Here is a 15,094-nt window from a genome sequence, read left to right as displayed (position 1 = left end):
CAGGATGCTGCAAGCAGGCAAGTCCAGCAGCTTGAGGGACGAGGCATGACGGTCGCCTTGACCTTGCCCGACCTGAGCGGGAAACGGGTGCTGATTACCGGGGGGCTCGGCTTCATTGGCAGCAACCTGGCCCACCGTTGCCTGGAGCTGGGCGCGCAGATCACAGTGTATGATGTGCTGGACCCACGTTCGGGTGGCAACATGGCCAATATGAAGGACATCAGCCACCAGCACCAGATCATCATCAATGACGTGCGCAACTTTGAGGCACTGTGTGCCGCAGTGCTGAATCAGGATCTGATCTTCAACTGCGCCGCCTATACCTCGCACCCCAATTCCATGCGCGAGCCGCTGATTGACATTGATGTCAATTGCAAAGGGGCGATCAACCTGCTGGAAGCGGTGCGCCGCTTCAACCCGGATGCCGAGCTGGTGCACGTGGGCACCAGTACCCAGATCGGCCCCTTGCGCCAGTCTCCGATCGACGAAGATCACGCCGAATATCCGCTGGACATCTACTCGGCCAACAAGACGGTGTCGGAAAAATATTTCCTCATCTACCAGCGCGCCTATGGGGTGCGGGCGAGGGTGGTCCGGCTGGCCAACGTCTATGGCCCCCGCTCCAACATCAAGAGCCCGGATTTTGGCTTTGTGAATTACTTCATCGGGCTGGCGCTGCAGGGCCGGGACATCACCATCTTCGGCGACGGCAGCCAGCTGCGCAATTTCTGCTTTGTAGACGACGTGGCAGAAGCACTGATCATGGCGGCCATGGATGAGCGCAGCCTGGGCGAAGCCCTCTTTGCCGTTGGCGACCAGCACCACAGCGTGGCCGAGGTCAGCGAAGCCATCTGTGCGCAGATTGGCGGGCAGGTGCGCTATGTGCCCTGGCCGGCGGATCGCAAGGCCATCGAAATCGGCGATGCCGTGATCAGCAATGATAAAGCCCGCCGTTTGCTGGGCTGGCAGCCGGGTACCTCGCTGGCAGAGGGCTTGCAGCAGACACGACACTATTTTGAGCCGCAGTTGGCTGTTTACCTGAGGTAAGTGCATGCGTATCGTCATCACCGGAGGGCTGGGGCATATCGGCTCCCGCCTGCTGCAAGTGCTGCCACAACAGTTTCCCGGTGCGGAACTGGTGGTGCTGGATAACCTGCTGACCCAGCGTTACTGCGCCCTGTTCAATCTGCCTGCCGGTGCCCGCTACCGCTTGCTGGAGCAAGACATCCTCAAGGCGGACCTGCTGCCGGTGCTGCAAGGCGCGGATGCGGTGGTTCATCTGGCGGCCATCACCGATGCCGCCAGCAGTTTTGACAAGGCAGCGGAGGTCGAAGCGGTCAACTTCACCGGCACCATGCGGGTGGCCGAAGCCTGTGCGGCGCTGGGGGTACCCCTACTGTTTTTCTCGACCACCAGTGTTTACGGCGTACAGGATGGGGTGGTGGATGAGCAGTGCCCGCTGGAGGATCTGAAACCGCAAAGCCCCTATGCCGAATCCAAGCTGAAAAGCGAGCAGTGGCTGGCGGCGCTGCCGGACCTGCGCCATGTCGTCCTGCGCTTTGGTACCATTTTTGGGGTGTCGCCGGGCATCCGCTTTCATACGGCGGTGAACAAGTTCGTGTGGCAGGCGATGAACGGCCAGCCGATCACGGTCTGGCGTACCGCCTTGCACCAGAAGCGTCCTTACCTGGACCTGAATGACGGGGTGGCCGCCATCGCGCATGTCATCCGCCAGTCCCTGTTCAACCGGCAGGTGTACAACGTGGTGACCGAAAACTATACGGTGAACGACATCGTGGAGACCATCCGTCAGCATGTGCCTGACTTGCAGGTTGAGCTGGTGGATAGCCGCATCATGAACCAGTTGTCCTACCATGTTTCCGGCGCACGTTTCGCGGCGACCGGCTTTGGCGTAAACGGCAGCCTGCAGCAGGCGATTGCCGATACTGTTGCCCTGTTGTCCGGCCTGCGCGCCTGACCTTCCCAACTGACTCTGGACCTGGCATACCCATGACCGTCTCCTACCGAGAGCAACGCGATCTGAAACTCCACCTGGGCTGCGGGCAGGATTACTGGCCCGGTTATGTGAACATCGACCTCGATCCTTCGGCCAAGGCAGACCTGTACCTCAGTGCGCTGGAACTGGAAACCGTGTTTGCTCCCGGTTCGGTAGATGAAATCGTGATGTATCACGTCATCAATTACCTCAGCCTGTGGGAGGCCCGCCGCTTCTTTGCCGCCGCCATGCGCCTGCTTAGCCCGCGCGGGCGGCTGGTGATCGAAACCGTCAATCTCGAGGCGGCACTGGGGCAGATCCAGGGGCAGCGCGGCAATCTGGATGCCTATCTGGAAGGGGTGCGGGCCTTGCACGCCTTTGGCCGTGACCACATGCAGGCTCAGGTCGAGTTTGTGCCCAATAAATTCAGCTGGACCCCTTGGCATCTGGAAACAGAGCTGAAGGCAGCCGGTTTTGGCCGGATACGGCAAACGGAGACACAGTCCCATGCCGCCTGGCGCGACATGCGACTGGAGGCAGAGGTCAGTGCGGTCACCGTGCCCGTGGGGCAGCCCGGCCAGCGGGTGCTGTTCCTGCTGTATTACCCGATGGGCTCCGTCACCATGCACATTCGCGGCCTGATCTTTGAAGGCTGGCTGAAGCAGCTGGGATGGCAGGTCACCTATCTGGATGTGGCACGCACGCCGATTGACGACATCATCCAGAGCGCGGCTCAGCACGATCTGGTCTACGCGCTAAAAGTACCGTTCCTTGAGATCTTCCTGCGGCTGAAGGCCGAGACGCATGCCAAGGTGATCTTTGACCTGACCGATGCCCTGTGGCAGCCGCACCACCGCGATACCGGCTGGCAGCAGCTGGAGATGATGCTGGCCGTGGTGGACGGCATCTTCAGTGATAACCCCTATGTGGCGGCCTACGGGCAACGCTTCAATCCCAACGTCAAGGTCATCTACGCCTGCACCCAGGTCGAGCGCTTTCTGGAAGCGCGGCAAAACCGGCCCGCGCGCAGTGATGGACAGCTGCGCATCGGCTGGGTGGGTACCCACGGTACCCTGCAGGCGCTATACCAGATTGCAGGCCCGCTGGCGCGCTTGAGCCAGCGCTTCCCGAATCTGGAGCTGCGGGTACTGTGCCTCAATTACCGTAATGCCAAGCCGCTGGACCTGCCTGGGGTCCGCTACAGTGTGGTGCCGGACTACGACGAAAACCTGATGATTCAGGAGGTGCTGGATTTTGACATCGGCGTGTTCCCGGCACCGTTTGATCTGGACGATTATGCCATCCGTGGCCCGCTCAAGACGCTGATCTACATGAGCGGCGCGCGGGCGACGGTATCCGAGGCAGCCGGGATGTGCCTGGAGCTGGTGGATGATGGCGTCAACGGCATGCTGGCGCGCAGCGAGGCCGAGTGGGAAGAGAAGCTGGCCATCCTGCTGGGGGATGCCGACTTGCGCCAGCGCATGGGGAAATCCGCGCTGGAACTGGTACTGCATCGAGACAGTCTGGAAGCCGTGTCCCGCAGCCTGCATGAAGCGCTGATCGACCTGCGCGACCATGCGCTGCCCAATCCCGCCGCGGCCTTGCTACAGCAGTCACTGCAGCCAGCAGAGGTGCCTGCTGCAGCCGCAGATGACGATGGTCGCCCGACCTTGTTGCTGGCATGCGATTTCTTCTGGCCTTCCATTGGCGGGGTGGAAACCATCGTCGCCAATCTGGGCGAGGCGTTACAAAAGCTGGGCTATCGGGTGGAAGTCGCCGCGCGGGCGCTGCCAAATCGCCACAGTAACCAATACCGGGGCATGCTTATCCATTCGCTGGATGCCGGCAGCCGCCTGCCGGATGGCAGCATCCGCGCCAGCCAGCAGTTGCGTAACCTGATCGAAACCGGACGCTATCGTGGCGTCATCATGCGGGCCGACCCGTTGAACTGGGTGATCTGGGGACTGAGCGGCATCCAGTTGCCGCCGCACACCCGGGTGCTGGTACAGCCCCTGATCAACAATGATGGCTTCAACAGCTGGAAAGACAACGCGGGTTTCCGACAAAGCCTGAAGCAGACGCTGTCAGCCGCGCAGGTGGTGTGCTTGACCCAGGTCGGGCCAGACAAGCGCTATCTGGACGAAGAGCAGATTGCCTATGTCCACCTGCCGAATGCCTCCACCCCGGCGACGCCGGATGTGGACTTCCGCGCCAGCCTGGGGCTGGATGCACACACGCCCTTGCTGATTCAGGTTGCCAACCTGTGGCCGGTGAAGAACCACCTGGCCTTGCTGGCTGCCCTGCGTGCGGCGGCTGGTGACTGGCAACTGGTGCTGTTGGGGCACCCGTCGGGCCATGCCGACTATGTGGAGCAGGTGCGCGCTGCCGTCAAGCTGGACCCGCGCGTCCGCCTGATTGAGGGGGTGCCTGCGGAGCGGGTGGCCGCCGCCATGCAGGCGGCAGACCTGCTGCTGCTGCCTTCACTGGGTGAGGTGTCTCCGGTCACCATCATCGAAGCCATGAGCCACGGTCTGCCGTGGCTGGCGACGCCGGAGTGCGGGGCGGCCAATGAGGCATCCGGTGGCTTCATCGCGCCGGTCAGCCAGTTTCCCGACCTGATTGCCCGCCTGCTGGCCGATCCGGAATTGCGCCGGACCCTGTCCGAACTCGGGCGGCAGCACTGGCAAGCCTGCAATCAATGGGAGGTGGTCGCACGCGGCTGGCGTGATCTGGTGGAGCATGGCGAGCTGCGCGAGCCGCCGCAGCCGCCTGCTGCCGTAAAGTCCCGCATGGTGCAGTTGCGCCAGCGTCTGGAGCGACCGCTGATTTCAGTGGTGATCCCGACCCGCAACCGGCCTCACCTGCTGGGCAACGCCCTCGAATGCCTTACCCATCAGACCTTCAAGCAGTTTGAAGTCATTATCGTCAACGACGGCGGCTGCAATATTGAAGACCTGCTGGCGTATTACGGTAACCAGCTGGCCATTGTTTACGTCCGCAATCCGGCATCGCTGGGTCCATCCGGTGCGCGCAACCGGGCCTTGCAACTGGCGCGTGGCGACATCATCAGTTACCTGGACGATGACGACGTTTACCTGTCCAGCCACCTGCAGGTGGTGCGGGATGCCTTCGTCGATTTCAAGGGCGACTTTGTCTACACTGATGCCGAGTACCTGATTCAGCGTACCGAAGACGGGCGGATCAAGGAGCTGGCGCGTGAGCACCCCTTTGACAAGATGGTGTATTCACGCGACCAGTTGCTGGTGCGCAATTTCATCCCCACACCTACCTGGGCGCACCGGCGGTCGCTGATCGAGCGCATCGGTTTGTTCGACGAGAGTCTGGATTTTCTGGAGGACTGGGATTTCCTGCTGCGTGCTTCTGCATTGGGTGATTTTCGTCATGTGGCCAAGCAGACGGTAGAGGTTCGTAGCGACGAGGCACGGTCTGACCATACCCTGCGCAAGAACCGGGGGCGTTTCCTGGAAATGCACAGCCGCATTTACCACAAGCACCCGACTGACGATCCCTTGCTGCTGCGGCGACGCGCCTTGTTCCTGTCACAGATTGGTGGTGAGGCCGTATCGGCGGCGGAGTCTACCGAAGCCGAGCACTACCGGACCTGGCTGGCCCGCCGCAGCCTGCAGGAAGTGGATGCACAGTTACACGCCGAACGACTGGTGCTGCAATGGCCCAAACGGATACAGGTGACGCTGCTGATGGTGGTGCGCGGTAGCGACCATGCTTTGCTGGCGGACACCATCGACAGCCTGCGCGAACAGCTTTATCCCGACTGGCGGTTGGTGGTGCTCGCCGATAGCCCGAGCCCGGACAGCATCTTCGACGAAACCGAGGTGCTGGGCTGGCTGGAGCTGGAGACGCTGGAAGACCCGGACCTGCTGGCCCGAGCCTGCAATCAGGTGCTGGAAGCCTTGCCGTCGGACTGGGTGGCGCGGGTTCCGGCTGGAACCCGGCTGACGGCACACGGGCTGCTGCAGCTGGGGGATTATGTGCTGCAACATCCGGACAGCTATCTGGTGTACACCGACCATGATGATGTGTCGCCAGAGGGGTTGCGCAGTAACCCGATCCTGAAGCCGGATTTCAACCTGGACATGTTGCGCTCGCAGGATTATGTCGCAGAAACGGTATTTTTCCGTACCGATGCCGTGCTGGCTGCGGGTGGCTTTGCGGCTTATCCCGGTGCCGAGCATGCCGAGCTGGCATTCCGCCTGCTGGACCAGCAAGGTGAGGCCGGATTTGGTCATCTGGCCGAGCTGGTATTTTCCCTGCCAGAGCGGCGCGGGATGCACCCGCTGCGGGATGCGGCGCTGCAGGCGGCGGTGGAAGACCACTTGCTGCGGCGACAGGTAGCTGGCACGGTGGTGACTGGCTACCTGCCGGGTACCTTGCGGGTCAGCTATCAGCATGATGCACAGCCGCTGGTGACTGTCTTGATCCCGAACCGGGACCAGATGGCTTTCCTCGAGCCCTGCATCGAATCCTTGCTGACCAAGACTGACTACGCCCATTTTGAACTGGTCATCGTCGACAACCAGAGTGAGGAGCCGGAAACCCTGGCCTACTACCAGCGGCTGCAGGCCCGCCTGGCAGACCGCTTCCGGCTGGTTCGCTATGATGCACCGTTCAACTTTGCCATTCAGTGCAACCTGGGGGTGGAAGCGTCGCGCGGGGAATACATCCTGCTGCTGAACAATGACACCGAGGTGATGCATCCCGAGTGGTTGTCCCGCATGATGCAGTATGCGCAGCGCCCGGAGGTGGGTGCGGTGGGCGCGCGGCTGTGCTACCCGGAAACCGCTCGGATCCAGCATGCCGGAGTGGTGCTGGGGTTGGGGTTGGGTAACGATGCCGCCAACCACATCTTCCTGGAGCAGGAGGTGGATGCACCAGGCTATATGAACCGCCTGCAGGTCGATCAGAACTATACCGCGCTGACAGCAGCCTGCCTGCTGGTCCGGCGTAGCGTCTACCAAGCAGTGGGGGGTATGGATGGTGAGGCTTTCGCCACCCTCTACAACGATGTCGATCTGTGTCTGAAGATTGATCAACAAGGCTACAAGCAGGTCTGGACCCCGTATGCCACCCTGGTGCATCACGGCAGTAAATCCCTGAATGCCGCACCGGACCCGTCGCGACACTGGAAGAAGCTGGCGCAACTGCAAGCTGAACGCGCCAGCATGCTGTCACGCTGGATGCCCCGTTTGCGGCACGATCCAGCTTTCAATCGTCACCTCAGCCTGGTGTATAACGGTGACATGCAGTACGACAGCCGCTTCCCGCTGTGCTGGGAGCCCGGATTGCATGATCGACCGCGCCTGCTGGGCTTGCCGCTGACCGGCGGCAGCGGTGAGTACCGCATCCGCATGCCATTCCGAGGGGTGCGCAAGGCCGGGCTGGCCCAGGCCGAGTACTACCAGCTCACCCAGCATCCGTTGCCCAGCGTGGTGGAGCTGGCTCGGCTGGCGCCAGATACGCTGGTGCTGCAGAACGCGATGTCCGATGAGCACGAAAGTGCGCTCAAACTCTACCAGCAGCATGTACCTGAGGTGCTGCGGGTGCAGATGCTGGACGACCTGCTGTCCGACATTCCCGAGCAAAGCAGTATGCACCTGCACTTCCAGCGGCACTGGCGGGACGCGCGCTCGCGCCTGCGGCGGACCTTGCGCCACTGCGACCGTCTGGTGGTGACCACTGAGCCATTGCGAGTCTTTGCCGCTGACATGATCGAAGATATCCGGGTGGTGCCAAACCGGCTGGAAAAAGAGGTGTGGCTGCCGCTGCAATCGCAACGGCGGGCAGGGCGCAAGCCGCGTGTGGGCTGGGTCGGGGCGCAGCAGCATGCGGGAGACCTGGCGCTGATCACCGATGTCGTGCGGGCGACCGCTGGCGAGGTGGACTGGGTGTTCATGGGCATGTGCCCGGAGAACATCCGGCCTTTTGTGGCGGAATACCATCTGGAGTGGATTCCGTATGAGCAATACCCGACACGCATGGCGGCCTTGAATCTGGATCTGGCGTTGGCCCCGCTGGAAGTCAACGCCTTCAATGAGGCCAAGAGCAACCTGCGTTTGTTGGAGTATGGCGTACTGGGCTGGCCGGTGGTCTGCACCGACATCCTGCCTTACCAGACTAATGCTGCACCGGTATGCCGGGTGCCCAATGAGGCCCAGGCCTGGATTGATGCCATCCGCGCCCGCATCCATGATCTGGACGCCACGGCACAGGAAGGGGATCGCTTGCGCGCATGGGTGCTGCAGCACTATATGCTGGAAGACCATCTGGATGAGTGGATGCGGGTATTGGGACGCTGATGGCCACCGCAGAAGAGATCGTCGCCACCCTGCAGCGCTGGTTTGCCGAAGGGGTGGCCCTGCAGGAAACCGACCCGGTCCAGGCTGCCGAGCGCTATCGTCAGGTGGTGCACGTGGCGCCGTTCCACGGGGATTCCTGGCATAACCTGGCCCTGGCCTTGCAGCGCTTGCGCGACTGGCCTGCCATGCAGGCCGTACTGGATGAGGCTTTGCAAAAACTGCCCGCCGAGGCCCGGCTGTGGCGCTTGCGGGCTGAGTGTCAGGTACAGCAGGAGCAATGGCTGCATGCGCTGACTGATCTGGAGGCCGCTGCCCGGTTGCAGCCGCTGGATGTCCGTGCCCTGTGCCTGCAAGGCCATGCCGCACAGGCGCTGGAGCGCTATGACCAGGCCTTTGCTGCATTCGAGCAGGCCATGCGGCAGGCCCCGGCTGATCCGGTGCCCCTGTGCCGTATGGCGGCCTTGTGTCTGGCGCTGGGGCAGTATCAGGATGCGCTGGCCCTGGCCGAGCATGCCGCCCGGCTGGCCCCGCAGGCCACCGAGCCTTTGCTGCAGCATGCGCTGGCTTGCAAGTTTCTGGATCGCTGGGAGGATTCCGAGCACGGGCTGCGTCGCGCCTTGCAGCGCCAGCCTGAGGAAGCCGGTCTGTGGTGTGACCTTGGCATCGTGCTGCATGGCATGGGGCGCTTGCCGGAAGCCGAAGCGGCGTTTGATGCCGCCTTGCAGCGCGAGCCAGATCACCCGCTGAGCCGCTGGAACCGGAGTCTGGTCCTGCTGGCGCAGGGGCGGTATCGGGAAGGCTGGCCGGAGTATCAGGCTCGCTGGCGTGCTGCCATCAATGGGCAGATGCCGCATTATCCCTTCCCGTTGTGGCAGGGGGAACCCTTGGCCGGAAAGCGCCTGCTGGTGCATGGCGAGCAAGGGCTGGGGGATTGTCTGCAGTTCATCCGCTATCTGGAGCCGCTGCGGACCAGCGGGGTGCAGCTCAGTCTGCACATGCCCCGCGCACTGCATGCGCTGTTCCGATTGCAATGGCCAGAGATCCCGATATCGGAGCAGGACCCGGTGCAGGCGGATTACCATGTACCGTTGATGGACATTCCCGCCCGCCTGCTTTCAACGCATCCTGATCCGCTCTGCACGGTGCCGTATCTGCGTGTGGACCCACAGCGGGTGGCCACCTGGCAAACCATGCTGTCGGCCTTGCCGGGGCGCAAGGTGGGGCTGGTGTGGCAGGGGAGCCGTCGGCAGGGCAATGCCCGCTCGGAGTGGCTGGATGCCCGCCGCAGCCTGCCCCTGTCGCGGCTACACGCCGTCCTGTCGGCTATTCCCGGTATCAGCTGGGTCAGCCTGCAGAAAGGCTATGGCAGTGAGGCGCGGCTGGATTATCAGCCGGCATGGCCACCAGAGGATGCGGCTGCGGCATTCCATGACTTTGCCGATACGGCTGCCTGCCTCACCCAGCTGGACTTGCTGATCAGTGTGGATACTTCCGTGGTGCATCTGGCGGGTGCCCTGGGGGTCCCGGTCTGGGTGCTCAATCGCTTTGATGGTGACTGGCGCTGGGGGGCTGACGAGTCGGATGCGACCTGGTATGCCAGTGTGTGCCAGTATCGGCAGTCGACGCTGGGCGACTGGACTGTACCTCTGCAGCGTCTGCAAGCCGATCTGCAGCGCTGGGCCGCAGGTGCTTGAAAAATTTTTTGCAGATTGCCCTAAAGTTCTCCGCCACCCTGTCCGATATAGGCAGTGAAGGCCCAAGTTGATACGTGCCTGAACGGGATGTGCCAGCCGGGGTGCTGGGTAACCAAGGAGTAAATATCATGCCATTAGTCGTCAATACCAATATCTCGTCGCTGAATGCCCAGCGCAACCTGGCCTCCAGCAGCTCGCAACTTGCTACTTCGCTGCAGCGCCTGTCCTCCGGTCTGCGCGTGAACAGCGCCAAGGATGATGCCGCCGGTCTGGCCATTGCTGCCGGTCTGACCTCGCAAATCCGTGGTAACACCCAAGCGGTGCGTAACGCCAACGACGGTATCTCGCTGTCGCAAACGGCGGAAGGCTCCCTCGGTCAAGTGGCCGGTAACCTGCAACGGATTCGTGAAATCGCGGTACAGGCTGCCAACGGCTCCATCAGCGACACCAACCGCTCGCAACTGCAAAAGGAAGTGGACCAACTGACGCAGGAAATCTCGCGTATTGTGTCCACCACCGAGTTCAACGGCCAACTGCTGCTGTCCGGTAACCAGGCACTGACCTTCCAGGTCGGCTCCGAAGGTGCCGCGACCAACCAGGTTGCCATCGGCTCCGCTTCCCTGAACCTGGCCAGCGCGCTGGCAGACACCAGCGGTGTGGGTTCGACCGCCACCGGTTCCGTAGGTCTGAACACTTTCAACGTGAACCTGACCGCCGTGCAGACGATCAGCGTGCTGACCTCGGCCAACGCCTCGGCCAACATTGAAGCGCTGGATACCGATATCGCACAGATCTCCAACTCCCGTGCGACCTTCGGTGCCATCCAGAACCGGTTTGAAGCCGTGATCGCCAACCTGCAGAACTACGTGGAAAACATCACGTCGTCCCGCAGCCGGATTCAGGATGCAGACTTCGCACTGGAAACCTCGCAACTGACCCGTAACCAGATTCTGCAACAAGCCGGTACGGCGATTCTGGCCCAGGCCAACACGGTGCCGCAAGCCGCCCTGTCGCTCCTGCGTTAAGCCGGAAACTGACCTTCGGGTATCGCCGAGACCGCCTGAGCGCGTGTCTCGGCGTTTTCGCTAGGAGTGGTGAACATGGAAATCGGAAACGTTCAACCCATCAAGGTGACCCCGCCGCAGTATGATGGCGTGACCAACCCGGCGGTGCAGCCAGCGCCGCCCAAGGGGCCGCGCACGGTTAGCGAGAGCGGTGCCAGCCAGAAATCCCGCGATGAGCAGCAAGACGGCAAAGGTGACAAGTCTCGTGGCGCAGCGCAGCGCCCGCTCAGTGAGGTGGTGGAAGAGGTCAACAAAACCATCCAGCAACTGGCGCGTTCACTGGAGCTGTCCATTGACAAGGATACCGGCACCACGGTCATCAAGGTCAAGGACAAAGATACCGGTGAAGTAGTGCGGCAGATTCCCTCTGAGGAAATGCTGGAGCTGGCCAAACGGCTGGATGAGTTCAAAGGCTTGCTGACTTCGCAGAAGGTTTGAGGCAAGATCAGTGGATCAGCCATAGAGGGGTTGTATCATGGGCATCACTTCTTCAGGCAGCGTCCTGGACGTCAACGGACTAGTCAATCAGCTGATGACGCTGGAGCGTCAGCCAATTTCGGCGCTGAACAGCAAGAAGACGGCCTACAATGGCAAGATTTCTGCGCTGGGCTCGATCAAGAATGACTTGGCTGCACTGCAGACTGCCTTGGGCAACCTTCGCAATGCAGATAGCCTTGCACTGAGCAAGGCCGGCAGCAGTGACACCAATGTCGCCACCGCGACCAGCAATGGTTCTGCATCGGTTGGTAATTACAGTCTGGCTGTGAGCAAGCTGGCCCAGTCCAACAAACTGATCACCAAGGCAGCCGATGGTTACGCCAGCAAGACCAGTGCCATTGCGGATACCGCAGGAACACTGTCACTCAGCTCCAATGGCAATACCTTCTCGGTGACGCTGGCCTCGGATTCATCGCTGGAACAGATTCGTGACGCCATCAACTCCAACAGCAGTAATACCTCGATCGTGGCTTCCATCATCAATGACGGCAGCAATTACCGTCTGACACTGGCGGCCAAGGATACCGGGGCCAGCTCTGCCATCACCGTCAGCAAGACCGCTGGTGGGGCGGCGCTGGACAAGTTCACCACCGTTTCGGCGGGTTTCGATACCGTACAGGCCGCGCAGAATGCGGAGTTCAAGGTGGACGGTATCAGCTTTACCCGTACCAAGAACAGTTTTGATGATGTGATTGATGGCGTGACGCTGACCTTGAAATCGGCTGATGTCACCACCCCCAAGACCAGTAACATTTCGGTTACCCGCGACCTGGAGGGGGTCAAGGCCAAAGTGGCGGCGTTTGTAGATTCTTATAACAAGCTCGTGACTTCCAGCTCGGACTTGCGCAAAAAGGGAGGGGCGCTGGAGGCAGATAATACAGTACTGACCATGCAGCAACAGTTGCTGGGGGAGTTCAACGTCAAGGCCAACATTTCCGGCAACAGTTACAATTATCTGAGCCAGATAGGCATCAGCTTCCAGAAAGACGGCAAGCTGGCACTCGATGCGAAGACGTTTGAAAAAGCTGTAAACGAAAATCCCAATGCCGTGCAGCAGCTCTTCTCGGACAGTAGCCAGGGGTTTGCGGTACGGCTGTATGAAAAAGCGCGGGGCATGCAGGCGGTCGGTGGTCTGTTGTCGACCCGTTCTGAAGGATTGTCAACGCTGGTTAAGGATACCCAGAAGCAGATTGATCGGATCGAAGACCGGCTGGAAAGCGTCAAGAAGCGCTATACCGCACAGTTCTCTTCACTGGATGCCGGGCTGGCCCGCATTCAGCAGGTCAGTGCTTTTCTGGCACAACAGCTGCGCTAGGCTGGCATGGTGTAAACTGGAATCAGGAACCACTGTCCCACCCGGGGCAGTACAGAATTGCTAGATGAGGAAAGTGTACGCATGATTGCCCGAGGCCTGGATGCCTACCGAAGTGTGGATGTGGATTCAGCGATCCTGTCGGCATCGTCGGTTGAACTGATCGTGATGCTCTACGACGGCGCCATGACCGCCATCCAGCGGGCCAAAGGCGAGATCAGCCAGAAGAACCATGCGGCCAAAGGTGCATTGATCTCGCGTGCGGTAGCGATTGTTGCGGCATTGCGGGATGCCCTCAATGAAGCGCAGGGCGGCGAGATTGCCGTCAACCTGAAAGACCTCTACCTGTATATCGAGAAAGCCTTGATGGAGGCTAACCTCAACAACAGTTCCGAGCGACTGGATGAGTGCCACCGCCTGCTCTCCGAGTTGCATGAAGCTTGGGCTACCTTGGCCAAGTCTGATTTGGCGCGCAGCACCCAGGCTGCCAAGACAGATGGTACCTCAACCATCAGCTACGGCAAGGTCTGAACGTGACCGAGTCCATCCCCCTGACGCTGGAGCAACTGGAAAGTCTGGTCAGCCGCTTGCTGGAAGCCGCACGTGGCGAAGACTGGGAATCAGTGCATGAGCTGTTGCCACAACTGGTGACCCCGCTGGTGGATGACACCACTGCGCCAGCCGTGCAACAGCGCATCCAGTCCCTGCAGCAGGCATTGTCGCAGCTGGAGCCGGTACTTCGGGCGCGCATGCGTACCCTGCAGGACGATTTGGGGGCGGTAAGTGTGGCGCAACGCGTCAATAAAGCCTATAGCCCGGGCTGAACCTGTCCGCCTGGACAGGCGGATTGCATCCCGTTTGCGGCGGGTCAACATTTCGCCCCCAAAATCCTGAAAACATGGCACGATAAGGCTTACCGCCAAGCCGCCTGTTTTTTCGGAGAGTCCTATCGTGCATGCCATCCTGGCCGTGTTCCGCCCAGCTGAATGGGTGATTTCCCGTTTGCGCTTTGCCAACAAGTTCTGGTTGATCGAGGCCGTATTCGTTGCGCCCATTGTGTTGCTGCTGTTGATGAACTTGGGGGTCTGGCAACCCGAGGGCATGATGCGCACGCTGGTCTTGCTGATGGTGATCGGCTTTGTACTGCTGGGCGGCTATCTGTTTACCGGGGCGACACTCTCCATCCGCAAGGCGCTGAATCAGCTGGTGGATGACACCCGGCAGCTGGCCGATGGTCAGCTGGGCTCGCGGGTCGCGCTGGAAGTGGACGACGAACTGTCGGATGTGGCGGCCTCCTTCAACAAAATGGCCGGCAATATGGCGGACGTGATTCGTCAGGGGCAGCAAATGCTGGCTGAGGTATCCGTCGCCTCCGAGCAACTGGCCAGCGCCAATGAACAACTGTCAGAAAGCGCGGAAACGCAAAGTGAGGCAGCGTCTGCCATGGCGGCAGCCGTCGAGCAGATCACCCAGAGCATCGCCAATGTTGCGGATTATGCCGTGCAGGCCGATGGCCTGGCGCGTAATGCGCAGCAAGTCTCTGCTGAAGGCCAGACGGTGGTGCTGGCTTCGGTGCACGAAGTCGAGCAGATTGCAGCGGTGATGGATGAAACCTCGCGTACGGTGAATCAGCTGGGAGAAAGTTCAGCCCAGATCACCCAGATTCTGGGGGTGATCCGCGAGATTGCCGATCAGACCAACTTGCTGGCGCTGAATGCTGCCATTGAGGCGGCGCGCGCGGGTGAAGTCGGCCGCGGTTTTGCCGTGGTGGCGGACGAAGTACGCAAACTGGCGGAGCGCACCAGCGCCGCGACCGGGCAGATTGGCGGCATGATCAACGAGATCCGCCATGAAACCGAGCGGGCGGTGGCTTGTATGCAAGATGGTAACCAACGTCTGCAGGAGGGCGTGCAGCTGGCGCGAGAGGCCGGTGAAACCATGGAGCGCATCAAGTCAGGAGCCACGGATGTGGTGCGCACGGTGAGCGATATTGCGGCGGGCAGCATGGAGCAGCGCGCCTCCAGCAATGAGCTGGCACAGAATATTGAAACCATTGCGGAGAAGGCGGGTGAGAACGCCGACTCAGTCAAACGGGCACGTGTGGTTTCACAGTCTTTGCAAAAAGAAATGCGCGCGCTCAATGCGGTGCTCAGCCGCTTCAAGGTAAGCTGAGCGGTATTGAGCGATAGAAACAC

10 protein-coding genes are annotated in these 15,094 nt (G+C 61.0%); all 10 read left to right on the top strand.

The features are described 5' to 3' along the window. The first annotated feature begins 45 nt into the window (after positions 1-45). Entirely contained in the window at positions 46-1,047 is a 1,002-nt protein-coding gene (locus tag HF682_RS05435; protein WP_168876202.1) for an NAD-dependent epimerase/dehydratase family protein, read from the top strand. 4 nt (positions 1,048-1,051) lie between these two features. Further along, positions 1,052-1,978, top strand: coding sequence for an NAD-dependent epimerase/dehydratase family protein (locus tag HF682_RS05430; protein ID WP_168876201.1), 927 nt, complete (start codon positions 1,052-1,054; stop codon positions 1,976-1,978). Positions 1,979-2,010: 32 nt separating this feature from the next. Next, positions 2,011-8,331, top strand: a complete 6,321-nt coding sequence (locus HF682_RS05425) for a glycosyltransferase (protein WP_168876200.1) — start codon at positions 2,011-2,013, stop codon at positions 8,329-8,331. After that, positions 8,331-10,025 carry a tetratricopeptide repeat protein gene (locus HF682_RS05420; RefSeq protein ID WP_168876199.1) on the top strand — a complete coding sequence of 565 codons (1,695 nt, stop codon included), beginning with the start codon at positions 8,331-8,333 and terminating at the stop codon, positions 10,023-10,025. The genes HF682_RS05425 and HF682_RS05420 overlap by 1 nt, the downstream gene beginning before the upstream one ends. Before the next feature lie 128 nt (positions 10,026-10,153). Continuing rightward, the gene (locus HF682_RS05415; RefSeq protein ID WP_168876198.1) at positions 10,154-11,050 is read left to right on the top strand and encodes a flagellin N-terminal helical domain-containing protein; all 897 of its coding nucleotides are present in this window, start codon (positions 10,154-10,156) and stop codon (positions 11,048-11,050) included. 75 nt (positions 11,051-11,125) lie between these two features. Beyond that, positions 11,126-11,527, top strand: a complete 402-nt coding sequence (locus HF682_RS05410; protein ID WP_168876197.1) for a flagellar protein FlaG — start codon at positions 11,126-11,128, stop codon at positions 11,525-11,527. 37 nt (positions 11,528-11,564) lie between these two features. Beyond that, entirely contained in the window at positions 11,565-12,902 is a 1,338-nt protein-coding gene (fliD, locus tag HF682_RS05405) for a flagellar filament capping protein FliD (RefSeq protein ID WP_168876196.1), read from the top strand. Positions 12,903-12,983: 81 nt separating this feature from the next. After that, positions 12,984-13,430, top strand: a complete 447-nt coding sequence (fliS, locus tag HF682_RS05400) for a flagellar export chaperone FliS (protein WP_168876195.1) — start codon at positions 12,984-12,986, stop codon at positions 13,428-13,430. A gap of 2 nt (positions 13,431-13,432) precedes the next feature. Further along, positions 13,433-13,723: a flagellar protein FliT gene (locus HF682_RS05395; protein ID WP_168876194.1), complete on the top strand. Its 291-nt coding sequence runs from the start codon at positions 13,433-13,435 to the stop codon at positions 13,721-13,723. 127 nt (positions 13,724-13,850) lie between these two features. Then, positions 13,851-15,071: a methyl-accepting chemotaxis protein gene (locus HF682_RS05390; RefSeq protein ID WP_168876193.1), complete on the top strand. Its 1,221-nt coding sequence runs from the start codon at positions 13,851-13,853 to the stop codon at positions 15,069-15,071. Positions 15,072-15,094 lie beyond the last annotated feature (23 nt).

The organism is Leeia aquatica (assembly GCF_012641365.1).
Lineage (GTDB): Bacteria > Pseudomonadota > Gammaproteobacteria > Burkholderiales > Leeiaceae > Leeia > Leeia aquatica.
Note: the sequence above shows the minus strand (reverse complement) of the source record. Positions and strands in the feature narration are given on the sequence as shown.

Coding starts and splice junctions, on each gene's coding strand:
- HF682_RS05435 (WP_168876202.1), top strand. CDS start 46: ATGACGGTCGCCTTGACCTTGCCCGACCTGAGCGGGAAACGGGTGCTG.
- HF682_RS05430 (WP_168876201.1), top strand. CDS start 1,052: ATGCGTATCGTCATCACCGGAGGGCTGGGGCATATCGGCTCCCGCCTG.
- HF682_RS05425 (WP_168876200.1), top strand. CDS start 2,011: ATGACCGTCTCCTACCGAGAGCAACGCGATCTGAAACTCCACCTGGGC.
- HF682_RS05420 (WP_168876199.1), top strand. CDS start 8,331: ATGGCCACCGCAGAAGAGATCGTCGCCACCCTGCAGCGCTGGTTTGCC.
- HF682_RS05415 (WP_168876198.1), top strand. CDS start 10,154: ATGCCATTAGTCGTCAATACCAATATCTCGTCGCTGAATGCCCAGCGC.
- HF682_RS05410 (WP_168876197.1), top strand. CDS start 11,126: ATGGAAATCGGAAACGTTCAACCCATCAAGGTGACCCCGCCGCAGTAT.
- fliD (WP_168876196.1), top strand. CDS start 11,565: ATGGGCATCACTTCTTCAGGCAGCGTCCTGGACGTCAACGGACTAGTC.
- fliS (WP_168876195.1), top strand. CDS start 12,984: ATGATTGCCCGAGGCCTGGATGCCTACCGAAGTGTGGATGTGGATTCA.